Source organism: Shewanella sp. 10N.286.51.B8 (assembly GCF_041469325.1).
Lineage (GTDB): Bacteria > Pseudomonadota > Gammaproteobacteria > Enterobacterales > Shewanellaceae > Shewanella.
Genome location: NZ_JBFRKG010000037.1, coordinates 50005 through 72317 on the forward strand (window position 1 = coordinate 50005; position 22313 = coordinate 72317).

Sequence of the window (22313 nt, forward strand, 5' to 3'; positions counted from 1 at the left end):
GCTAGCATGGTATTCAATACTGTTTCAGCCGATAAACCTGAAACTACAGCAGAAGCAACTGGCGCAGCTGCAGCTGTAACGTTTCCTTCCGCTGGTAGCTTAGAGCCTTCAGCGGGTAACTTAGAGCCTTCAGCGGGTAACTTAGAGTTCATAGCGCCCGCGGCGGGCAGTTTGCTGTTCATGTAAGATACGATTTCGCCAAGGGTACGACACTCAGCTAAATCTTCTGGGCTAAGCTCTGGTAAACTAGGTAACTCATCTTGTACCGTGCCTAAGATTTCAACACGCTTGATTGAATCGATACCTAAATCCGCTTCCATATCCATGCCAAGTTCTAGCATTTCAGTAGGGTAACCGGTTTTTTCAGCAACCACTTCGAGCATGGTATTCAATACGGTTTCAGCAGATAAACCTGAAGCTACTGGTGCGGCTTGAGCTACTGAAATTGCTGGTGGCGCAGAGTTCATAGCGCCCGCGGCGGGCAGTTTGCTGTTCATATAAGCTACGATTTCGCCAAGGGTACGACACTCAGCTAAATCTTCTGGGCTAAGCTCTGGTAAACCAGGTAGCTCATCTTGTACCGTGCCTAAGATTTCAACACGCTTGATTGAATCGATACCTAAATCCGCTTCCATATCCATGCCAAGTTCTAGCATTTCAGTGGGGTAGCCAGTTTTTTCAGCAACCACTTCTAACATAGTGTTCAAGACTGTTTCTGCTGATAAACCAGCAGGCATTAATTGCACTGGAGCTGCTGACGCTGAAATAGGTTCTGCAGTAACGGTTCTTGCTGGTGCTAATGGGGCTGTTACTTTTGCTGCAGGCTCTTGTGCTATCTGTGATTGTGTTACCGGAGCTTTTGCTACTGGCGCTGCAACAGGCGCAGGTACTTGAGTTGGCGTTTGAACTGTCGCTGTCGCTGTTGCTGCAACAGCCTGAGTCATTGCTGGAGCTGCTGTTGTTGCTACTGTCTGCGGCTGAACTGGCAGCGAAGTGCCTGTTAGCATAGCAAGGGCAGACTGGCTTGATTGTGCTTGCTGCTCAAGGAACAATGTATGGCTTTGTAGTGTTTGTGCTTGATGCTGGTGGAATAGCTCCATTGAGCGCTGTAAGCTCTCTGGAATAGCGAGTCCTGCCGCAACCATTTTGCTTTGCTCTGTCATCAGGTGAGTAAAGGTATCACCGTATTGTTGAGGAATAGCCAAGAACTGCTGATGTAAGTTTGCAGCTTGTTGCTGGGCATTGAAAAATGCTTCTAAGCTACCAGTTCCTGCAGCAGGTTGCGCTAGTGCATTGCCAGCTACAGGCGCAGTGGTTACTGTATTGCTAACAGCTGGTGCGTTGGCATTGGCTGAGGCCACTTCAATATATTCAGTTTTTATCACTTCTTTTTCCACAATCTTTTCTACGATTTTCTCAACTGGCTTTTCAACAATCTTCTCAACGATGGTTTCAACCACTTGTGATGTTACTTGGCCTGTCGCCAATGATTTTTCCATTTTTGCAAGGGTTGGCGCGCTAATATGGTTCGATGCATTCAGTTTGACGTTCATGCCTTTAGGTTTAGCAGGCGCTGCAATGTCAGCTTGGTATGGATCAATTTCAGTCAAGGGTGCGCCCAATACACAAAGTTGCATAGCAGCAATGCGAAGCTGGGTATCACTATTACCTTTAGGATTCGGGTTTATGCTGACAACAGAAACTGACTCAGCTTTATCGCCCAAGGTGGCTTGTACCAGTTTTTGCAGAATGTTCTTAGGACCAAATTCAACAAATACCCGTGCACCCGCGTCATACATATTATTTAGCTGATCAGTAAAGCGCACTGATTGCAGCATATGTTGCTTGAATGCCGCTTTAATTGATTTAGCATCTGTTGGGTGTTGCTCACCGCTAGCATTTGAGAACAAGGCCACTTTACTTGCGCTAAATTTGGCTTTATCGATCGCTTTAGTAAATGGCTTTTGTGCATGACCCACAAGCGGAGTATGGAAGGCGCCAGATACTGGCAGTGCAATTGCTTTAAAGCCTAATGCGCTAATGGCTTTAGCCGCAGCTGCGCAACTTTCAGTAGGACCTGCAATAACAAGCTGAGTCGCTGAGTTGTAGTTAGCCACTTTTACGCCATCAAAATCACTGATGCAGCTTTCTAATTTTGCGATATTTTCAGCATTGGCCGCGTCAGCATCATTTGCTGGCAAGATAATGGCGTACATGGTGCCTTTATCAAGTGCATTACCGTCTTTATCAACAGCAGATGCTGCCATTGACTCGCCGCGTGCAAAAGATAATTGGTAGTAGTCATCATTAGAGATAACACCCGCTGCACATAATGCAGAAAGCTCACCAAAGCTGTGACCCGCAAACATGTCAGCAGCAAATCCTGCTTGAGTGAATAACTGGTATTGACTCATGCTGACGACACCAATGGCGCTTTGGGCGTTATCAGTGCTCGTCAGTAACGCTGCTTGAGCCTCTTTATCTGCTTTTTCAAATGCAGGGATTGGAAATAAGACTTGTGAAAGCGGCGTTTTGTTAAAGCTAGCGAAGACTTTATCAGCCTTGTTAAGCTGCTGACGCATTTCTGGGAAATGACAAGCGACTTCAATACCCATGTTTAAGTATTGAGAACCTTGACCTGCAAATAACGCAGCGACTTTTGGACTATTAGCAGACTTGCTAGCTTTAGCAGCAGTTATCAATGCTGCAGAGCGGTAGCTAGTGCCAGACGGCAATTGCCAAGCATCACTGTTTTGGCTTTCAAGCTGTTTTAATGCCAATTGTAATTGAGCCGTTAGCTCTGCTAAATTCGCAGCAACTAAGCCTAAACGTGGCGCGTTTACATCTAATGTTCTAACGGCATATTGCTTAGCAATGCGGGTAAGTTCAGCTTGAGCAATACTGGTGTTGTCAGTATCAGTTAGCTTAGCGATGGCAGCGATTAACGTGCTAACTTCAGTTTGAAGTGCCGCTTTATTATCGGCGCTAATTAACACACTTTGAGGTACTTGGCGTTGACGGTATTTCGCATCACGAGCATGTTCTGCTGTGTATTCTTCAAGCACCATATGGAAGTTAGTACCGCCGAAACCAAATGAGCTAATACCAGCACGACGCGGGGTGCCATCAGGGCGCGGCATCCAAGGACGGGTTTCGGTATTTAAGAAAAACGGCGAATCTTCAACATTTAGTTTGGGATTAGGCTTAGACACGTTTATGGTTGGTGGCAGCACTTTATGATGCAGGGCTAGGGCTGCTTTAATGACTCCTGCCGTGCCAGCTGTTGACTTAGTGTGACCCACTTGAGACTTAACTGAACCTAAAGCAATGTGTTGTTTAGTGTCATTAAACTCGCCAAAAACGGACTTAAGACCGTTAAATTCAGCTACGTCACCTGCAGCAGTACCTGTACCATGTGCTTCAATTAAACCAACAGTGTGAGGCTCAAAACCGGCATCATCATAAGCTCGTTTTAATGCTTTTGCTTGGCCTTCTGGGCGTGGCGCATAAATTGATTTAAATTTACCATCTGATGACGCGCCCACACCTTTAATAACAGAGTAGATTCTATCGCCATCACGTTCAGCATCTTCAAGACGCTTCAGCGCCACCATGCCGATACCTTCACCGATCATCATACCTTTTGAATCGATATCAAATGGTTGAATGGTTTCGTTAGTGGTAAATGCAGGCGTTTTAGAGAAACTCATATACATAGAAGGTGAGTTATCAGTACACACACCACCGGTGATCATCATTTCACTGCGGCCTTCAACCAGCTCTGTTAATGCCATACGCATAGCGGCTAGTGAGCCTGCACATGCTGCATCAACCACACAGTTCATGCCACCTAAATCAAAGCGGTTAGCAATACGACCAGCGATAACATTACCTAAAGACCCCGGGAATGAGTTTTCTTCCCAGTGAACATATTGGTCTTGGAATTTCTTGATCAGCATATCGCTGTCTGCATCACTTAAGCCGCTACTTTTAAATACCTTTTTAAGTACAGGATATTGTAGGCGCGCAGTTAGGCTAGCATTGATTTTTTGACCGCCGCCCACGCCGAGCGTAATACCGATTTTATCGGTGTCATATTCAGGTGTTACACCCGCATCGGCAAGCACCTCTTTGGCGATAACCAATGATAATAATTGTGAGGTGTCAGTGAGCTCTAGGATATTTGGCGGTAGGCCAAACTCCATAGGGTTAAAGTCAACGTCAGGGATAAAACCACCGCGCTTACAGTAACTTTTATCTGGGGTTGTTTTGTCTGCATCGAAGTAATCTTCAGGGCGCCAGTGCGACTTAGGTACTTCAGTAATGGCATCAATTTTTTCACTGATTAAGTCCCAAAACTTATTCAAGTAACGCGAATTAGCAAAGATACTTGCCATGCCGACAATGGCGATAGGCATATCTTTAAGACGCTTATTGAGTCGTTTGTCTTCAACTAACTCTTGTGGGGTCGGTTCTTGGCTCATTTTGAGTCTCCGTTGTTCAGTCTATCCATAGCTGAATTATTTGTAGAGTGTGCTGCTTCCGAAGCATGCATGGTTTTAGCGCCCGGGAAGCGAGCTAAAAAAGTGTGGTAATTTTTTACGAGTAATTTTCTTAAATGAAACGGGCCGTGCTTTAACACATAAGCGATATAGCGATTAGTCGCTTGGGTATGGCTGTCTTGATAGATGTCGAGATAAACCCAGTCAGTTGCGAAATCAACACCCAGTAAAATCGAGTAACTTTCTTTATCCGTTAATTGTGGTGGAATCGTCAGTGACACCACTTGCACCACATTGTCTTGAGTGGCTTCAGGTAAGGATAAGGTTTTGGCTAAGGTTTCTGGGTTCAAAGTATAAGTGGCGACATCAGTGCCTTGAACAATAGGTAACTGGTTGAAATAGCGCTCGGGCACATAGGGGCTTTCGAATTCATCAAGCTTTGATACCCCGTAGCGTTTTAAGCAGCGGGCAAGCCCTGAGCGAGAGACATCCTTATTAATAAACTGCTGGGTTACCTTAAGCAGTCTGTCCAACGGCATTTTTAATTGGTAGCGCAAACCGATCACCACATACTCTTCCATTGGCGACAATGTGGTTTTGAGGTGATGTGGCGTGGTGGGGGTATCGCTGACAGAATCACGCTTACGCCACTTTCTCACGGTGGCCTCTGAAATATTGAGGATTTTAGCTAATTGGCTCACGCTAAAGTCAGACGTTTGAATGAACTGACGCATTTCAGGGGTGGTGGTGGCATTACGGTGACGCACCACTGGCGTGCTAGTGTCTGTCGTCACTGATTTCTTTATCGCAGCTTTTGCGCTTGGCTCTGCTGTCATTTATATAATGCTACTGTCATTAAGGCTTAACCTTGGTCTGTATTTTTGCAATACAATCTGTTGGGACTAGTAAAGATGAACAATAGTTAATCTTCATAATCATCGTTTTAGCACAATCGAGCAAGCAGAGTACCTGAGGTTTCGGGTCGATACAATCACCCGAGACTGATTATTCACAGATCAGACCATAACTAGCGAGCAGTTGTAAGCTCAAATGAGTATTTGTTATGAAATTTAATTGGTGAGTTAAAGCCTGATCTAGGTCAACTTTTAATCATAGTTACAGTTCTATACTGAATTTAAATAGCGCTAGGCACTTGCTTTAAATGACATGAATTATCTCACTTGATTTGCAAGGCGGACAGGCTCTTAAAAGGTGAACAGCAAGGTTTCACTGACTAATCAGTTAATCCTGTCGGCATACTTTTACTGAGGTTGAGTTATTACAGCTAAACATGTGAAGCTAACAGTGCTTAAAGCGAAATGGATTGATTAACTATGTGATAAAGGGAGGCCACAATGGCTGATTTCACCACTGAGCAAATCCGTAATTTGGCTGTAATGGGTCACACCAACGCAGGCAAATCTTCTTTACTCGAAGCATTACTGTTTAGCGCCAATGCAATAACCTTAAAAGGCAGGGTCGACAAGGGCACAAATCATGCCGATTTCACTGCCCAAGAAAAAGCCCACCACCACAGCCTAGAACCTTCCTTTCTTAATTTTGACTTCCAAAACCACCATTTAAACGTTATTGATACTCCAGGTTTACCTGATTTTATTGGCAGAGCATTATTGCCTCTTTCTGCCGTTGAATCGGTATTATTGGTGGTCAATGCCAGCACTGGGATTGAATCGGTAACCAAAAGAGCCTTTGAAGCAGCCCGAGCGCAGGGCAAAGCAGTGATCATTGCCATTAACCACTTAGATGGCAACGAAGCTTTAGTTGCTGAATTGCTGACTAATATCCAGCAGCAATTTGGTCATCGCTGCTTACCCGTTAATCTCCCCAATGAAATGGCTAATGATGTGGTGGATTGTTATCTGCATTGCGATCTAAAAGCGAAAACCTTATTCAGCGATGTGGAAACTGCCCGTGATGAACTCATTGATACCGTGCTTGAAGAAGATGATCGGTTAATGGAGCTGTATTTAGAGCAAGGTGATTCATTAACCCCAGAGCAATTGCATGCGCCGCTAGAAGCCGCATTGCGAATGGGTCATTTAGTACCAGTATGTTTTACCAGTGCAGAACAAGACATTGGTATTAGCTCGTTACTGGAAATGCTGACTAAGTTGATGCCAAGCCCTCTTGAAGCTAATCCGCCGCAATTTATCAAAGGCTTTACTGAAAATGCCACCCCTATTGATGTTAGCCAAAAAGCTGATGACCATGTATTAGCCCATATCTTTAGAGTGTCAATCGATCCATTTTTAGGCCGCATGGGCGTTTTTCGTTTATACCAAGGCACCATAGAAGTGGGCATGAAACTGTTTATCGGTCATAGCCGTAAACCCTTTAAAGTGACTAACATTCTTAAGTTACAAGGGGACCAGCATAGTAACGTCAATCAGGCTATGCCGGGTGATATCTGCGCCATTGCTAAAATTGATGAGTTAGAAGTTGGCGCTGTGCTGCATGACAGCCATGATGAAGATGAATTTCATTTACCTGAGTTGGTATTGCCGCAACCTATTTTTGGCTTGGCCGTGTCTGCAAAGCGCCGCGGTGATGAACAAAAAATATCGGAAGTGCTACATAAGTTAGTGGCAGAAGACCCAAGCTTACAGATTGCCCGTAATGAGGCAGAAGGACAAACTGTGCTGCAAGGCCAAGGTGATTTACATCTGCAAATTGCATTAGAAAAAGCGCAAACGCTGTTTAATGTTGATATGGACACTGACACTCCAGCCATTGCTTATCGTGAAACCATAATGGGTGAGGCGAGCTTTAGATATCGTCATAAAAAGCAATCCGGTGGCTCTGGCCAATTTGGAGAAGTAGAGCTTAAAGTTGAGCCCCTTGAGCGTGGTCAAGGTTTTGAGTTTGTCAGCAAAGTGGTCGGGGGCTCGGTACCCACTCAATATATTCCCGCGGTTGAAAAGGGAATTAAAGAAGCTATGACAGCTGGTGAGCTTGGTGGGTTTCCGATGCAAGACATCAAAGTTACTGTATTAGATGGCAAACATCACAGTGTGGACTCTAAAGAGATTGCCTTTGTGATGGCGGGTAAAAAAGCCTTTATGGAAGCCGTTAAACTTGCTCTGCCAGTGGTTTTAGAGCCTATCGTTGAAATGAATATTTGTGTTGCTCAGCAACATGTGGGCGATATCACCGCCGATATCAGTAGCGAGCGAGGTATGGTGTGCGGCACACAAGCCGATAGCTCTGGCATGGTTACAGTTGAAGTCGAAGTGCCCTTGGCTAATGTCAGTGACTATTCCACTAGACTAAAATCGATGACGGGTGGTGACGGTCAGTTCTCGATGAGCTTTAGTCGCTATGACGTACAACCTCAGCAAGCGGCAAAGACCACCGCGATGGCTTAATCGCCAAGGGTTCACTATGAGTAGTTAATCGTTGCCAACGGCAATAAACGGGTCTTAATCGCAAGCTAATAGGATTAAAACGGCAGGGGCTGTAATGTTCCAGCCGTTTTTATTTATTTGGCGTATTACACAGACTATAAATTCAGTTAGAAACAAGCGACAATGGCTTTTTGTTTTACTATTGAGTTGATTTTGAATTCTGACACCAAGATAAATCTATTTTTCTGTCCGCTTACCACGGCAGTATTGGATCAAGAAACCACCTCATTGGTGTCATCTTGGTTGCCTGCAGATGAAACCCAAAAAGTGAATCGCTATATTCAACAATCAGCCCGTGAAAAAGGCTTAATGGTTAGAGGTTACTTGCGGGCTTTGTTGTCGCGTTTTGCCGATATAAAGCCCAATGAATGGGTATTTGAATATGGCGAAAAAGGCAAACCGCGTTTAACTGATCTGCAATTTCAGCAAACGGGTTTAGGTTTCAACATCAGTCACAGTGGTGACTGGTTATTGGTGGCTATTTATCAAACTAATGCCCCAATGCAAGCGTTTGAGCTGGGGGCGGATATTGAGCGGCGCCGTGATAGCACCAATATTCATTCGATATTAAATCATTACTTTTCTGAACCTGAAGCGGCAGCTTTATTAGCTTTACCAGCAGTGGAGCATAGGGAACGTTTCTTTGATTTATGGACCTTAAAAGAGTCTTACATTAAGGCCAAAGGCTTAGGCTTAGCTTTATCGCTTAAATCATTCGCATTTGATTTTCAATCGGCTGAAAAAAGCGAGCTTAAGCTGAATAAAGGCGCTGTCATACCTTTACAATTCAATGTCTCTTTGCGGCTGATAAATGATGACAAAGAGCGCTTTGAGATTGAAAACCAATGGCATTGTAGTTTAGGTAAGCTTAATGAGAGCTATCGGTTTGCCATTAGCTTTTATAGTGGATGTGTTGCGAACGAGCCTGAATATAACGCTGAAGTAATAGATTGGGCTGAGCTTATTATTGATTCTCATTAAGTTGCCTTAAAGGCATGCCTAAATTGATCGTTAGCTAAGTCGGTTTACCTGCAGATCAAAAAAGGCACTAAAAAGTGCCTTTTAAGTTGTAATATCATTTTTGAAATTACTGTCTCGCTAAACGATGTGTCTCAGGCGGCTGCTCAAAATCACTTCTAAATGGATTAATATCTAAACCTCCACGGCGAGTATAACGGGCATAAACCGTTAATTTAGAACATTGGCAATAACGTTTTAAGTCAGTAAAAATACGCTCAACACATTGCTCGTGAAATTCATTGTGTTGACGGAATGAAATCAAATAACGCAGTAACTTCTCTCGATCGATTTTAGGACCTTGGTAGCGGATCATCACGCTACCCCAATCAGGCTGAGAGGTAATTAAACAATTCGACTTTAGCAAGTTGGATGTAAGTGTCTCAGCAACATGTTTCTCTTCAGTGCTGTCTTCAAGGTACTCAGGTTTAAATTGATAATCATCAACTTCAATATCAAGTTCATCAATACAGTTACCCGGTAACTCGACAATGCGCTGGGTATTAAAATGTTTTGGCTCGATGATTTTTACCGTGATCTCGCCATTGGCACAGCGGCTAAGATCTTGTTGTAAAGTTTGTTGTACTAGTTCAACACTGTCAAAGCGGGTTTGATTAAAGCTATTTAAATAAAGCTTAAATGACTTCGATTCAATTAAGTTATCACTTTCGATGGCAAGGTAAACTTCAATGATGGCTACCATAGGCTTGCCTTTGGCATTAAGCCAAGATAGTTCATAGCCAGTCCAAATATCAGCACCTTGAAAAGGTAACTCAGCCGTTAATGCAATGGCATCTCTATTTAGCTTACGAGGAACCCCTTGCAGCAATGATGCATCATATTCAGCTTGATATTGCGTCGCTTGACCTAAAGTTAAACCTTTAAGTGCTTCAGCATCACTATAGGGATCGTGATTGTGTGTCATCTAGTGTGTTTCCGTGTCAAAATAGGCCTTTATTATAATACCAATTTATATAATTAGGTAATCACTGTACGTGACAAATACACCAATCTATTTGGTCACAAACAATATTGGAGCATCTTAAGTGTCTTGTTCAACATCATTGGATCAATTTTCTAACCGTTATATTCAAGCTTACCAAGATACCTTAGGGGAATTACCGCGATTTTACCCAATGGGTCAAGGGTCTAGTTGTATTGAGGGCCAGTATGATCTTGAATCTGATGAAGCGGTATTTTGGCAGACTGTTAAGCGTAAAAGCACCGCAGACTTTAGTAATGTCGAACATGCTTTAGAGCTTAAGCTGCATGATGATATCAATGATTTTTACGGCCACTTCTTTTCAGCATCACTGTATTTTGATTCAAACTGGGGCGAAGGCGAATTACTGCAAGTTTGGAATCAGCAAGACTTTGAATCTTTGCAGCAAAATATCATTGGCCACTTGATGATGAAGAAAAAACTCAAACAAGCACCAACCTGGTTTATCGGTGTATTGGGTGATGGCGATAACATGCTAACGGTTGATAATGAAGATGGCAGTGTGTGGATTGAAGTGCCAGGCAATAAGCCCCATGAAAAGCTTGCTGATAGCCTAGCTGGGTTTATCGATAGCCTAACGCCAAGAGTCACACCAGCAATTGAACCTGTAGAAGAAGATCATGGCCATGTGCCACATCCGGGGATTTGGCAGCGAATGAAAATGATGTGGAATGACTTATTGAGACGAAAGTCATAGATCAACGTTATTAATTTGCGATAAACCAAAAAGCCTGACTTATAGATTAATTAAGTCAGGCTTTTTGTTGAAAAGAAGGTTAATGATGCAGCTGTTCTGATCGATGTTAGATACTTCAGAACAATAACGTTTGAAATTATTACTGATGATCCCATGAGATATTCGACACAATTCTGCATGGCTCACATCTGAAGTGAAACATATCCAATAATGGCTCATCCAATAACCACTGTTTCGATCCACAGCGTGGACAGGCTCGTTTTTTTTCAGACTGTAAACTTTCGCCACCAACGCGATAAAGATAATAGTAAGTCGGAATTTTGGTAATAAATTCAATTCTGCCGCGGATATCCCAGCCTCGTCTAAATAAATCACTTTTATGACTGGTCAGTTCTTCTAATGCTGCAAATTCAGCTTTGGTTGCCGCCGCCATTTGCAGTTCATCACAAGCTTGCCACTCTGTTTGCCAGCGAATAACTCGCTTATGGTCGCCATTAAAGCTTGCTGGAATTTGATATAGCGGAATAGGGAGAAGGTTGTCGCCACTTCTTAATGGTGAGCACATATGTACATAGCTGGTGTAAAGCACCTGCCAGCTGGGAGTGTCGATATTACTTTGCTCTGAATTGATATCTTGACCGATAAACTTTTCACGTGGCGCCAATAACTTTGCTTCAGTTAGCATAGTTAATGCTTGTTTGACCCATGGGCTGTTGTTACGGGCTGATAAACTGTTTTTTTCAGGTATTAATAGCCTGACTTTAAACTCACCTTCATTAAATGCGACAGCAAATTCTCGTCCTAATACTTGGCCATTGGCTCTGAGTGCTTCTAGAAAGTTATTAATGGCTTTTTCTGCCGCAGTGATAGTGGTATCGGCGAAACATTCAAATCTGAGTTCAGTGACAAACATGGTTTTCCGTTTTTAGCTGGTTAAATGTATTGAGGATGTGGTGCTTAACTTTCTAATTGTACAATTCGTTTTTCAAGTGCTGCTATCTTTAGGGCAAATTCACTTTCGACAGCGTCAAATTTAGCCTGCCATTTTTGTTCTAGCGCCGTTAATGGGTCTTGAGCCGTTTCAGTATTAGCTGGCTGTATCATGGCTGCTAAATCGGGTAAGTCTTGCCATTGCTCTTTGGGGATGGCTTTAAATTGCTGCAACCCCTGAATAAGGGTTGGCATGGCTATCCGCGTACCTAATTTACCTTTTATTAACGCTAATGTTGGCGTATGACCTGCTACAGCAATGGATTTTGCCGCCGCAAGGACTTGTTCAATTGGACTCATAATTAGTGAAAATCCTTAAATATTGGTAGTGAAATTACTCAAAAAGTGAGACTTGGTTTTAAATGATGAATAAAATCAAGTCTTTAACTTTTGGCACACTTTTAGCTTAATCAGTATTGAGAACAGTATAACTTACTCTGAAAAACAGTTTCAGTAGAAATTACATTAGAACCATTTGAAAGGGACGTATTATGAAAGCAAAATTGGGTGCAGCATTAATTATGGCTATAGCAGCGACTTCACTAACTGGTTGCGTATTGAATGTGGGCGATCACGAAGGTAAGCGTAGTGATTCATATTGGCAAAAACAACAACAAACTAATCGTAATAACTTAGCGAAACTTTCAATCGGAATGGCAAAAGATCAAGTCACCATTTTGATGGGAACGGCTGATTTCAGTGAGGCTTATGTGACCCAAGCAGATGCACAAAGTCCGAAGCAAGAGGTTCAGGTGTTTTTCTACCGTACTCAATGGAGTAAAGGTGACGGCAAAACCACAAAAAGTGAATGTACCCCAGTTGTGATAAGTGACAACAAATTAGTGGGTTGGGGTGAAACTGCTTACCAAAACATTTAATTTCTTAATAAAACGTCCAGTTGGTCTATTAATTCAGACCACTGGCCGTCTTGATGTAAGGCCTCTTCAATAAAGTGTCTTTGCGATTCTGACCAAAATCCAGCCTGTGCAATGGTGCTATTTTTAGCCAGTTTATGTTGTTCGATAAACTGGTTAATATCTTCCTTAGATGAACTTAATCCTAATTGCTGAAATAAGTGTTCAAATGTTGTCGTTGTCGTATCCATGAGCTTTCACCATGTATGAATGATATTGCTTTACTAAGATTAGGTGACCCTATTTAAATTGCAATATGTTTCAAAGTTGTTAAGTTGAGACTATCAACTGGATTAGTTAAGAGTGACATCATGGAAAACAACACTTTGCCCCCGAAAACTCAAGCTGCGCCGTCTTTGGATGAACAAACTAACGATCAACCTAGAGCGGTTTATTTGACTGCGGAAGATCTAAGAGTTGCAGCATCGATTATTTATAATGCCTATCATGATGATCCATTTTTTATTGAAGCTTTAGCCACTGCTAATAAAGCCAATTACGAACAAAAACTGCGGGCTGCAATCAGAGAAGAACTCACAGAGTTATGGCAGCAAGAGCAACCATTAATTGGTTGGTTTGAAGGCAAACGTCTCATCGGTGTCGCCTGTGTGATCACCCATCAAGTGCCTCTTGGTGAAAGTCGTTACTGGCACTGGCGTTTAAAAATGGTACTCGGCACTGGTTGGAGTTCAACCCAAGCATTTATTAAAAAAGAGCATACCATCTTAGAAAGTTTACCGAGTAAACAATACGGTATTTTACAATTTATCGCTTTGAGCCCTAATGAGCAAAGAAAAGGTAATGGGGCAAAATTAATTCAAGCGGTGTTGAGTTGGTGCGATGAGCAGTTAGAGCTCGATGGGATCGGAGTATTTGTTAACAACGATAAACATGCAGCGCTTTTTATTGGTGAAGGTTTTGGCCAGCTGTCTGATCAAACCATTGGCTCTGTTGATGGTGAGATATTAATTTATCAAAGTAAATCGGAGCAATAAATGGCTGATAAACAGTATCAAGACTTTAAGTCGTTTTATCCTTTTTATTTATCACAACATCAAAATGCCACATGTCGGCGCTTACATTACCTTGGCTCTGGACTGATAGTGTTATTGCTGTTGGTGACTCTAGTTAGCCAGCAATGGTGGCAACTATTATTTATCCCTGTCATCGGTTATGGATTTGCATGGATTGGTCACTTTGTATTTGAAAAAAACAAACCTGCTACTTTTGAATACCCGCTATACAGTTTGCTCGCTGACTGGGTAATGTTTGCGCAAATGTTAAAAAAGCTATTCCTCTCAAAGTCATAAACAGGCAAGTTTCACTTTGGCGTGTAAGACTTATCTCACATACCCTGTAAGTTATCTAACTTTAGTCTGTATGCATTCTCTAGCTGAATTTGTTTTTTACCAATTAAAACATAGCCTTAAGTTTTTAGGTCTGTTTTGGTGACGAGAATTTATTGGTTTGTGAGTAAATGGGGTGTTTTCTCGCCAATGAATTTAGCTAAAATATTACACAAGGTCGCAACATAAATAAAACAGGGTGTTTTGTTTAATATTGCACTTATAATGAATAGTCATATTGTAAAGCCAACAACCTTTGGTCGTTAATGTCTCAGGATGAGATGACAATTAAAGGAAGGGGGCTGGTTATTCATTGAGATATTTATATGAGAAAACCTCTTATTAGCTATCTCAAAATATGAATTCAGGACGAAGTCAGGACACGCTCAAGGAAAGGGCATAAGCTCAGTTATGGATAACTGAAACTAGGATGAACCCTCTCAGGATGATGACGGATTGCAGGATGCAGCATACCAGGATGGTAATCTAGGAGTAAAACTGTCAGTCAAAGGGATAGACTGTTCAATGGATTGAAAGCTCAAGTATTCAGCAACTGGCAAGAATACAAGGAAATTGAGTAACAGGGAATAAAGGGAGCAGGGAGCAAATAATCGCATGGATGGAGCAGGGAAGCACAATTTAGCCGGATAAGCTAACAGAGCGTAAAATAGGCGCAATCTTAATTTATTAGGATTGCGCTTTTTACATTTCAGAAATACAAATGTTAAATATGTGAATTTTTTTGCAGTGGTTAATTTCCCTAATAGCCAGAGTGTTTGTGCGATATATCTCACAAGGGGTGTAAGCCTTATCGCATTTGAAACGCGCCTTAAATTAGGTTTATTTTAAAGTTGTTGTTTTTATTGATTTTAATTTGACGCCTGCTGGTTTAGTGTTGTTACTACTTTGTAATTACGCTGTAATGTGAATACTTATGACTTACCTGTTGAACCATATGAACTATAATAGATACCAAGAAAGCAAATATGCACAGGAAGTGCTTAAGTTGTATCAATAGGATTATAAGTAAAGTGTTTTCTGCTCTACAGTGACTTTCAAATCAAGGTAAAATGTACGCTATGGACAGTGGCATGATTAAAAGGTTAGTGACAAGGAGTTAACTAATACCCCATCACTGCAGTTTATGGATATAAGCGACTTTATTAGATTGAAGGACATCAATTAAGGGATTTACGCCATAAGGGATTTATGGTGATTGCATTGGATGCAATAACTTGATTAAAGGATGTCATGGAAGAACCCCAAGGATGAATTAAGGACACGCTTAAGGATTTGAGCAGGCTCGGTCAATGGATAATCGAGTAAGATGGAAAGTACTTAAGTGTACAAGGAATATCAAGGATTGAATAAGGATAGCGCTCGGAGCAAGTTAGACGCATGGATGGTGCAGGGAGCACAACAATAGCTGGATGGCTTAACAAAAGCACAAGAGACCGCGGCAATGATTTGTCGCGGTCTTTCTTTTGGCTAGCGTTTAATAAATAACGATTTTCCAGTAAAAAATGGTTTATGCAGTATGGCTTACCTATTGAGTCGTTAAGCCAATAAATTACTTACACTTTCCGGAGTTGCAGCTAGATGCGCCGCCACAACCACCAAACTTACCTTTTGCCATCGGCGCATCCATCCATTCTGGCTCTGGGAAAATAGGCCAATTTATTTTTTCTATTTTTTTACCATGCATTTGGATATGCGCGCGATATTGGTTCATGCCATCGGTGCTAAATTCAAACAAAAATTTAGCACGCCAACAAAGGCCAGTAGTACCACCCAGGCTAGGTCTTGCTGACTCCATTGCGATAGCAAGGAGTTGTACTTTTTGCTTGCCGCAGGCGCTTTCAGCATACTTACGGCTAATTTCTGCCATTTGTCGTAATTGCCAAAAGAATGCGCCCACAACCACGACTGCTACGATTAAAATAAAATCTGACATCATTGGCTTAGTGCCTTAAATAAACCGCCAATAGCCGCTGATAGTTTCTCACTTCGTTCGGTATTTCTTAGTTCAAGCAACAGCGGCTGGCGTAAACTCGGTATAGACACGATATCAGCAAATACTTGGTTAAAGAAGATTTGTGGCTGATTTGCTAAGACTTCTAGATAAAGTTTGCGAGTTTGGTCATCTTTTAATGCAATCCAGTTTCTGGCAGCAATGGTGATCAATAAGCTTTCATCAAGTTGTTGGTAATTAACCAATTGCTTAATGGCTTTTTGAGTTAACTCAGCTTGTGAAGCAAGGGCTCTAAGATAGATATGCTTATGCTCAACCGGCGCTTGAGATAACTTATCAAACAAGGTTTGTGCAAGCACTGCATCAATGGTCACATGTTCTAAGCATTGGCAAATAGCTGCTTGAACTTCAACTGGGGCAAATTCAAAAGCGGCATTAATTTCTGCAGCGTGGTTATGTTGATCTAGGCGCACACAGATGTCGGCAATGCCTTGAAGCCCTAATTGCTGCCACGAGTCATCCACTTTCTTTGGACTTGCTATCAGCGCAGCAAAGTAGCTAGCGGCAAATTGATATTGCGCTGATGGTTGCTGGCTTAATTGACGTTTTACTAAGGCATTAAATAGCGCTAGCTTTTCCTGGCTAGGCTTGAAGCTAAAAGGGTGATTAGCATAGCGCTCTTGTTCTTCATCACTTAATGCTTTGGTTGGATCTTGCCCTAGAGCTTCGAGGATCATTTTGATGAATTGACTGCGCTGCGCTGGAGACAACAAGCCTTGCTCATCCAGTGGCAGCTTTAAAAACCAAATAAAAGGTGGCTGTGCTTCGCGCCAAAACACGATGGCAAATTGTGCATGACCTTGAGTTGGAAAAGGGTAAGGGGTTTTTAATGCTTCAATTTGATTAAACAACATCATATCGATGTTTTCGACTCTGCGGCCTAAATCATAAACCTGAAATTGAGTATTAGCGGTGTCTAAAAATTCACTTAGGGTTTCGAGTTGTGTCATGGTGTTTTTATATAGCGATTAACTTGTGCGTATTATAGGGTTAACTGCCTCCTGATGATATAATTAGTCGCACAAACAATCGTGTTATTTCAAACTTGTGTGAGCGATAAATCACAGTTATGCCGTATATTAAAACAGAGCAATACTTAATTCAGATAGAACAAAACCTTAAAGATGCAAACCTTTGGTCATCGACTAAACCTTCTGCTCAAGCGCTTGCGAGCAGTTCTCCTTTTGCCTGCGATACCATGGGGTTTGAGCAATGGTTGCAGTTTATTTTTATCCCTAAGATGCAACAGCTTATTTGTATGAAGCAGGCTTTACCTACTCAAATAGCCTTAGCCCCTATGGCGGCACATGTGTGGAGTCAGCGTGATGATCTTAATCCTTTGATACGTTTATTGGCTGAGTTAGACACCTTTTTAAGTGAGCAATAACATGATAGATGATGAATATTTCGATGACCAAGAAGATGCAGCGAGCCTTCAAGCTGAAACGCTAGCAGCGGAGGGGCTTGAAGATGAAACACCGCCTGAGTTAGAAATTCTTTTTGAAGATGAGCATCTGGTGGTTATTCATAAGCCGGCTGGTTTGTTGGTGCACCGCAGTTACCTTGCAAGAAAGGAGCGCTTTTTTGCGATGCAACTGACTCGAGACCTAGTGGGCTGCCATGTGTTTCCGGTGCACAGATTAGATAGACCCACATCAGGAGTGTTAGTTTTTGCCAAAAGCAGTGAAGTCGCCAGAGCGCTTTGTGAGCAGTTTGAACATCATCAAGTGACGAAAGAATATATCGCTTTGGTTCGAGGCAATATGCATGAGGCAGGCCGTTTAGATTACGCTTTAAAAGTAGAACTAGATGATGTTGCCGACAAAAAGGCCAATAAAGATAAGCCCGCACAAGAAGCGGTAACTGATTATAAGCCGTTAATGAATGCAGAGATCCCATACAGTTCTGGGCGTTATCCCAGTAGCCGCTTTTGCTTAATTAACCTTACACCGCAAACGGGCCGTAAACATCAACTGAGACGACATATGGCGCATTTACGTCATCCTATTATTGGTGATACCACCCATGGTGATGGTAAGCAGAATAAGTTTTTTAGATCGCACTTTGAGATAAATCGTTTATGGCTTATCGCTAAGTCAATTCGTTTTACTCATCCTGTGACCTTAGAGAAAATGCATATAGAAACAGAATTGGAGCAAGAATGGCTGAGGATATTTGAGCAGTTTGGCTGGGATGATGCGCTTGATTGCTCAGCACCTATGGATATTGCTTAGTAGGCTATAAAAAATTCTTACGTAAAAACTATCACGTAATAATAAGTTACGTAAGAATCTTAAAGATAAATCCAAGTACTTGGTAAGTGCGCTTATTAAGTACTTTGTTTTAAAGGGGTTTTATTGTGTTTTAACAATAATGCCTTCAACTTCTCGAACTCATCAATTTTTGCAAGTGGCTCGCTAGTATCTTGTTGTTCACATCTAAAGTAAAAGTTTCGCCTAATATGGGCGGCCTTATGCTGGAGTTTGAACAATCTATGCCGGTTGGCTTGGCGCATAACAATAACCTTAACGTTTAGATAAGTTGTTACTTTTGTTTGTATTTCATACTTGCAGCCCAGCGCTGGAATGCAGTATGGTGAAGCTATTAACTCAAATTAGTCAGCATTTAAGCTGTAATAATCAATGCAGTCAGTGAGCTTGGGGAAAAGTATATCATGGATAAAGTTAATATAGTGTTCGGAACAGTGTATGGAAGTGCACAATTTGTTGCTGAAACATTAACCGATAAGATCGCACAATTGGATTTTAATACCCAATTGTTTCAGCCAACTGAGCTATTGGGCTATGTTCCAGCTGAAGATGAATTACTGATCATAGTGACCTCTACCACTGGTCACGGTGACTTACCTGAAGATATTGTGCCATGGTTTAATGAGTTGCGCTCAGTAGCGCCTTATTTGCCTAAGCTTAACTACAGCGTTATTGCCTTAGGTGACTCAAGCTATGAAACATTCTGCGGCGGAGGAAAACAATTTGATGAACTGCTTACTGAACTTGGTGCAACCAGTATTACGCCGCGCCTTGAAATTGATGCCTGTGAAACCATGGAACCAGAAACAGAAGCCACACAATGGATAACAACTTGGCAAACCGCAGTAACCCAGTCGCAAGACAGTTAAGGTTATTAAGCCAGCGGTGGTTTAAATTTGCTCAGCGTCTTAGTCAGGCGCTGTTAATTCCCATCGCCATTTTACCCGCTGCAGGTGTCATGCTCGGGCTTTCTGCCAATCCCCTTCCTTTTATATCTACCGAACTCGCCATCGTGCTTTCGAATGTGGGTAATCTAATTTTTACCATGATGCCGCTATTATTTGCGATAGCTATTGCCATTGGCTTTTGTCAAGACCAAGGTATTGCCGCCTTTGTCGCAGTTTTTGGCTTTGGCGTTTATATTTCAAGCCTTGGAGCAATGACAACCCTTTATCACTTACCCTCGAGGCCCATTTGGGGGATGGAGACAATGGATACCGGAATTGCTGGTGGTGTGCTCATTGGCGCGCTGACTTGTTTGGTGGTGCGATTGAGTGAAAATGTAAAACTGCCAGCAGTGTTCTCATTTTTTGAAGGCCATCGAAGCGCTGCGTTAATCATTATTCCATTTTCCATGCTGATGGCGTTTATCTTGGCCCATATTTGGCCCACACTGGCCTATGAAATCGATTCTTTATCCTTATGGGCTGTATATCAAGAGCCTGCTGTCGCCTTTGGTGTTTATGGCGCCATTGAACGATTACTTATTCCATTGGGCCTACACCACATTTGGAACGCGCCATTTTACTTGGAAGTGGGACAATATATTGATGACGGTAAATTGGTGAGAGGTGAAATAGCTCGCTATCTTGCTGGTGATCCTGCTGCGGGTAATTTTGCTGGGGGTTACCTCATAAAAATGTGGGGACTCCCTGCTGCAGCGTTGGCTATTTGGCGTAGCGCGGATAAATCTGAACGTAATCGCGTTGCCGGGATTATGCTGTCAGCGGCAACCGCAAGTTGGTTAACTGGGATCACCGAACCCATTGAATTTGCCTTTATGTTTGTGGCGCCGATATTGTTTTTAATTCACGCCATTCTGACTGGTGTGGCCTATAGCGTTTGTGTTTTGCTTGAAGTAAAACACAGTGTGGTGTTTTCCCACGGACTGATTGATTTCAGTTTGTTGTTTGCTCAATCAAGTAATACTCAATGGATTTGGTTTTTAGGGCCATTAACGGGGTTTGTTTATTATCTTTTATTTAGGGTGAGTATTGTAGCATTTAACTTAAAAACCCCTGGGCGGTTAGAAGCTGATGGTCACGGCAATAAAGAAAGCCTACGCAGCATGATTAGTGCTCTTGGCGGGGCAGACAATATTGTTGAATTAAATGCTTGTTTAACCCGCTTACGCATTACAGTCGTGAATCCAAAACTTGTCGATAAACCCAGGTTGATGCGCTTAGGCGCGAAAGGGGTGATCAAAGTGGGGCATGGAGTACAGGTTGTATTTGGGACTAAGGCGGAAAGTTTGCGCAAATTACTGCAAAAGTACCTAGACACCCGTAAATGATTATTAAAACCTCATAAATATAGCAACTCTTTTAACTATTTAATAATTAGGTTGCTATAAAAAAATCAATTATTGATATATCTGGTTATTTAATTACATCTCCCATAAAAGCTATGTTAAAAGTAAAATATAGTTTTTAGCCAGCTGCATTTTATTTGAATGTAAACGTCATCGATTTAATTCTTGTGAGCCAATAGTTTATGAAGTCTAAAAGTAACCCAGTTAACAATACAGCAAGCCTAGAGCGAAAAATTTTGATCACTGATTGTGAAGATGCAAAAGGCCTTATCGCTAAAATTACCGGGGTGTGTTTTGCCCATAAGCTAAATATTATTAAAAACACCGAATTTGTTGACCATGAACAAGGACGCTTTTTTATGCGTACTGTGCTTGAAGGGCAAATTAACGATCAGCAGTTATTGGCAGACTTAACTGAGGTGCTGCCTCTACAAAATCACATGAAGTTGGTGGATGCAGGCCGAAAACGTATTGTCATTTTGGTCACCAAAGAAGCCCATTGTTTAGGTGATATTTTAATGAAGTCCTATTATGGCGGCTTAGATGTTGAAATCGCCGCAGTGGTAGGTAATTACGATGTGTTGCAAGGCTTAACTGAAAAGTTTGATATTCCATTTCATCATGTTAGTCATGAAGGTTTAGACCGAGCCCAGCACGAGCAAGCGATGCTTGAGGTTATAAAAAACTATAATGCTGATTACATTGTATTGGCAAAATATATGCGAATTTTAACTCCTGAGTTTGTCGCTGAGTTTCCCAATACCATTATCAATATTCATCACTCATTTTTACCGGCATTTATTGGCGCCTCACCTTATCGTCAAGCGTGGGAGCGTGGGGTAAAAATCATTGGTGCGACAGCCCACTTTGTCAATAATTGCTTAGATGAAGGGCCTATTATCAAACAAGATGTGATTAATGTTGATCATAGTTTCAGCGCAGAAGAACTCGCTCATAATGGCCGCGATGTTGAAAAAAGCGTGCTGAGTAAAGCCCTGCAGCTTGTCCTTGATGAACAAGTAGTAGTCTATGGTAACAAAACCGTGGTTTTTTAGACTTTTAATGAAGTAACAAAAAGGTCTGTCAGAGTTATCTGGCAGACCTTTTTTATATCCAATAAGGGGCTCATTTAGCTGTAAGCGTTAATAAAGCGGGTTATTGCTTATTTGCTGATAAAGTAGCAATGCCGCCACCGTTATAAGTTTGAGTGTAGCCTGCAGCGGCTAACTCATCGTTGGCAATACCGCTTCTGCGGCCGCTGCGGCAATACAATACGATGGCTGTATCTTTGGCAATATTTTGTTTATTTAGCTCTTTAAGGGCGATATTAAAGGGAATATTAATCGCGCCCTCAAGGTGACCTGCGGCAAACTCTTCAGCGGTTCTTACATCCAATATCATCGCACCCTTGTTAATTTTTTCCCACGCAATAACGGGATTCATATCTTGGGCAACGCTGATTTTACTCACTGTTAATACCATTAAGCACATGGCAAGTAGGGTGAGGGCTTTAACAGCTTGAATAGTAAATTTATTACAATCTAATGGCTGCACTGTGGCTCCTTATTGATATATTTTTGCAATGCTATTGGGTTGCTTTTTCAGCTTCGGTTTTTAGACCGAGTTTTTTCATCACCATAGCGGCGGGACAAAAACCAGTAAAAGCACTTTGAAATAGATTAGCACCAACAAATGCTGTCAGCCAAATAAAATGGTGACTGACGGTAGCGGTAAGCACTAAAGATAACAGCACCATAAAGCCGGCAAAAGCCATAATTGATCTTTCAATAGACATAAGTAACTCCT

The 22313-nt window shown here is 42.0% G+C and carries 21 protein-coding genes; 11 read left to right on the forward strand and 10 right to left on the reverse strand.

Translation table 11 applies throughout. From position 1 onward, the window contains the following. Together AB4160_RS14855 and AB4160_RS14860 are read right to left on the reverse strand one after the other, a co-directional pair. Positions 1-4484 (reverse strand): beta-ketoacyl synthase N-terminal-like domain-containing protein (locus tag AB4160_RS14855; protein ID WP_372005308.1); only part of this gene is annotated, 4484 nt, incomplete at its 3' end. Continuing rightward, entirely contained in the window at positions 4481-5338 is an 858-nt protein-coding gene (locus AB4160_RS14860; protein WP_241901113.1) for a transcriptional regulator, read from the reverse strand. The genes AB4160_RS14860 and AB4160_RS14855, both read right to left, overlap by 4 nt. Before the next feature lie 519 nt (positions 5339-5857). On the opposite strand from AB4160_RS14860, the gene fusA reads away from it, so the two are divergent. Together fusA and AB4160_RS14870 are read left to right on the forward strand one after the other, a co-directional pair. Continuing rightward, positions 5858-7888: an elongation factor G gene (gene fusA / locus AB4160_RS14865; RefSeq protein WP_372005312.1), complete on the forward strand. Its 2031-nt coding sequence runs from the start codon at positions 5858-5860 to the stop codon at positions 7886-7888. Between the two features lie 192 nt (positions 7889-8080). After that, on the forward strand, positions 8081-8908 hold the full coding sequence (locus tag AB4160_RS14870) for a 4'-phosphopantetheinyl transferase superfamily protein (RefSeq protein WP_277869087.1): 828 nt from the start codon (positions 8081-8083) through the stop codon (positions 8906-8908). A 106-nt stretch (positions 8909-9014) separates the two neighbouring features. Here the strand turns inward: AB4160_RS14870 and queF are convergent, their stop codons facing one another. Then, the gene (queF, locus tag AB4160_RS14875) at positions 9015-9869 is read right to left on the reverse strand and encodes an NADPH-dependent 7-cyano-7-deazaguanine reductase QueF (protein ID WP_372005315.1); all 855 of its coding nucleotides are present in this window, start codon (positions 9867-9869) and stop codon (positions 9015-9017) included. 121 nt (positions 9870-9990) lie between these two features. Here queF and syd point away from each other — a divergent pair, with 121 nt between their 5' ends. Beyond that, complete coding sequence (gene syd, locus AB4160_RS14880; RefSeq protein ID WP_102520708.1) at positions 9991-10644, forward strand: SecY-interacting protein; 654 nt, start codon at positions 9991-9993, stop codon at positions 10642-10644. A 139-nt stretch (positions 10645-10783) separates the two neighbouring features. Here the strand turns inward: syd and AB4160_RS14885 are convergent, their stop codons facing one another. Together AB4160_RS14885 and AB4160_RS14890 are read right to left on the reverse strand one after the other, a co-directional pair. Next, a complete protein-coding gene (locus AB4160_RS14885; RefSeq protein WP_303501539.1) occupies positions 10784-11557 on the reverse strand; it encodes a Zn-ribbon-containing protein in 774 nt (257 codons plus the stop codon). 44 nt (positions 11558-11601) lie between these two features. After that, entirely contained in the window at positions 11602-11934 is a 333-nt protein-coding gene (locus AB4160_RS14890; RefSeq protein ID WP_102437528.1) for a hypothetical protein, read from the reverse strand. Between the two features lie 191 nt (positions 11935-12125). Between AB4160_RS14890 and AB4160_RS14895 the strand changes: the two genes are divergently transcribed. Then, on the forward strand, positions 12126-12512 hold the full coding sequence (locus tag AB4160_RS14895) for a DUF3192 domain-containing protein (protein ID WP_102520707.1): 387 nt from the start codon (positions 12126-12128) through the stop codon (positions 12510-12512). Here AB4160_RS14895 and AB4160_RS14900 read toward each other — a convergent pair. After that, positions 12509-12739, reverse strand: a complete 231-nt coding sequence (locus tag AB4160_RS14900; RefSeq protein ID WP_102437524.1) for a DUF2789 domain-containing protein — start codon at positions 12737-12739, stop codon at positions 12509-12511. The genes AB4160_RS14895 and AB4160_RS14900 overlap by 4 nt on opposite strands. Positions 12740-12904: 165 nt before the next feature. Here AB4160_RS14900 and AB4160_RS14905 point away from each other — a divergent pair, with 165 nt between their 5' ends. Continuing rightward, a complete protein-coding gene (locus AB4160_RS14905) occupies positions 12905-13543 on the forward strand; it encodes a GNAT family N-acetyltransferase (protein ID WP_372005346.1) in 639 nt (212 codons plus the stop codon). Continuing rightward, positions 13544-13858 (forward strand): DUF962 domain-containing protein, encoded by a 315-nt coding sequence (locus AB4160_RS14910; protein WP_102475703.1) that lies wholly within the window; start codon positions 13544-13546, stop codon positions 13856-13858. A 1606-nt stretch (positions 13859-15464) separates the two neighbouring features. On the opposite strand, the gene AB4160_RS14915 is transcribed toward AB4160_RS14910, so the two are convergent. Both AB4160_RS14915 and AB4160_RS14920 read right to left on the reverse strand, forming a co-directional pair. Then, a complete protein-coding gene (locus AB4160_RS14915; RefSeq protein ID WP_102437520.1) occupies positions 15465-15851 on the reverse strand; it encodes a DUF3301 domain-containing protein in 387 nt (128 codons plus the stop codon). Beyond that, positions 15848-16876, reverse strand: coding sequence for a DUF3549 family protein (locus AB4160_RS14920; RefSeq protein WP_372005319.1), 1029 nt, complete (start codon positions 16874-16876; stop codon positions 15848-15850). The genes AB4160_RS14915 and AB4160_RS14920 overlap by 4 nt, the downstream gene beginning before the upstream one ends. 119 nt (positions 16877-16995) lie before the next feature. On the opposite strand from AB4160_RS14920, the gene AB4160_RS14925 reads away from it, so the two are divergent. The 5 genes from AB4160_RS14925 to purU all read left to right on the forward strand — a co-directional run bounded on the left by AB4160_RS14925 (position 16996) and on the right by purU (position 21562). Beyond that, the gene (locus tag AB4160_RS14925) at positions 16996-17313 is read left to right on the forward strand and encodes a YqcC family protein (protein WP_102520705.1); all 318 of its coding nucleotides are present in this window, start codon (positions 16996-16998) and stop codon (positions 17311-17313) included. A gap of 1 nt (position 17314) precedes the next feature. Further along, positions 17315-18160 (forward strand): tRNA pseudouridine(65) synthase TruC, encoded by an 846-nt coding sequence (truC, locus tag AB4160_RS14930; RefSeq protein ID WP_102437514.1) that lies wholly within the window; start codon positions 17315-17317, stop codon positions 18158-18160. A 440-nt stretch (positions 18161-18600) separates the two neighbouring features. Beyond that, a complete protein-coding gene (locus AB4160_RS14935; protein WP_102475701.1) occupies positions 18601-19065 on the forward strand; it encodes a flavodoxin in 465 nt (154 codons plus the stop codon). After that, positions 19017-20489 carry a PTS transporter subunit EIIC gene (locus AB4160_RS14940; RefSeq protein ID WP_102520703.1) on the forward strand — a complete coding sequence of 491 codons (1473 nt, stop codon included), beginning with the start codon at positions 19017-19019 and terminating at the stop codon, positions 20487-20489. Before AB4160_RS14935 ends, AB4160_RS14940 begins: the two co-directional genes overlap by 49 nt. Positions 20490-20689: 200 nt before the next feature. Beyond that, on the forward strand, positions 20690-21562 hold the full coding sequence (gene purU, locus AB4160_RS14945; protein WP_102437509.1) for a formyltetrahydrofolate deformylase: 873 nt from the start codon (positions 20690-20692) through the stop codon (positions 21560-21562). 100 nt (positions 21563-21662) lie between these two features. Here purU and AB4160_RS14950 read toward each other — a convergent pair whose 3' ends face one another. Together AB4160_RS14950 and AB4160_RS14955 are read right to left on the reverse strand one after the other, a co-directional pair. Continuing rightward, complete coding sequence (locus tag AB4160_RS14950; protein WP_241903493.1) at positions 21663-21998, reverse strand: rhodanese-like domain-containing protein; 336 nt, start codon at positions 21996-21998, stop codon at positions 21663-21665. A 94-nt stretch (positions 21999-22092) separates the two neighbouring features. After that, positions 22093-22302, reverse strand: coding sequence for a DUF2892 domain-containing protein (locus AB4160_RS14955; RefSeq protein WP_102437507.1), 210 nt, complete (start codon positions 22300-22302; stop codon positions 22093-22095). Between the last annotated feature and the right edge of the window lie 11 nt (positions 22303-22313).

Excerpts from the sequence above, each read along its gene's own strand:
- AB4160_RS14860 (WP_241901113.1), bottom strand. The coding sequence starts at position 5,338 with ATGACAGCAGAGCCAAGCGCAAAAGCTGCGATAAAGAAATCAGTGACG.
- fusA (WP_372005312.1), top strand. The coding sequence starts at position 5,858 with ATGGCTGATTTCACCACTGAGCAAATCCGTAATTTGGCTGTAATGGGT.
- queF (WP_372005315.1), bottom strand. The coding sequence starts at position 9,869 with ATGACACACAATCACGATCCCTATAGTGATGCTGAAGCACTTAAAGGT.
- AB4160_RS14885 (WP_303501539.1), bottom strand. The coding sequence starts at position 11,557 with ATGTTTGTCACTGAACTCAGATTTGAATGTTTCGCCGATACCACTATC.
- AB4160_RS14890 (WP_102437528.1), bottom strand. The coding sequence starts at position 11,934 with ATGAGTCCAATTGAACAAGTCCTTGCGGCGGCAAAATCCATTGCTGTA.
- AB4160_RS14895 (WP_102520707.1), top strand. The coding sequence starts at position 12,126 with ATGAAAGCAAAATTGGGTGCAGCATTAATTATGGCTATAGCAGCGACT.
- AB4160_RS14900 (WP_102437524.1), bottom strand. The coding sequence starts at position 12,739 with ATGGATACGACAACGACAACATTTGAACACTTATTTCAGCAATTAGGA.
- AB4160_RS14910 (WP_102475703.1), top strand. The coding sequence starts at position 13,544 with ATGGCTGATAAACAGTATCAAGACTTTAAGTCGTTTTATCCTTTTTAT.
- AB4160_RS14915 (WP_102437520.1), bottom strand. The coding sequence starts at position 15,851 with ATGATGTCAGATTTTATTTTAATCGTAGCAGTCGTGGTTGTGGGCGCA.
- AB4160_RS14920 (WP_372005319.1), bottom strand. The coding sequence starts at position 16,876 with ATGACACAACTCGAAACCCTAAGTGAATTTTTAGACACCGCTAATACT.
- AB4160_RS14925 (WP_102520705.1), top strand. The coding sequence starts at position 16,996 with ATGCCGTATATTAAAACAGAGCAATACTTAATTCAGATAGAACAAAAC.
- truC (WP_102437514.1), top strand. The coding sequence starts at position 17,315 with ATGATAGATGATGAATATTTCGATGACCAAGAAGATGCAGCGAGCCTT.
- AB4160_RS14935 (WP_102475701.1), top strand. The coding sequence starts at position 18,601 with ATGGATAAAGTTAATATAGTGTTCGGAACAGTGTATGGAAGTGCACAA.
- AB4160_RS14940 (WP_102520703.1), top strand. The coding sequence starts at position 19,017 with ATGGATAACAACTTGGCAAACCGCAGTAACCCAGTCGCAAGACAGTTA.
- purU (WP_102437509.1), top strand. The coding sequence starts at position 20,690 with ATGAAGTCTAAAAGTAACCCAGTTAACAATACAGCAAGCCTAGAGCGA.
- AB4160_RS14950 (WP_241903493.1), bottom strand. The coding sequence starts at position 21,998 with ATGTGCTTAATGGTATTAACAGTGAGTAAAATCAGCGTTGCCCAAGAT.
- AB4160_RS14955 (WP_102437507.1), bottom strand. The coding sequence starts at position 22,302 with ATGTCTATTGAAAGATCAATTATGGCTTTTGCCGGCTTTATGGTGCTG.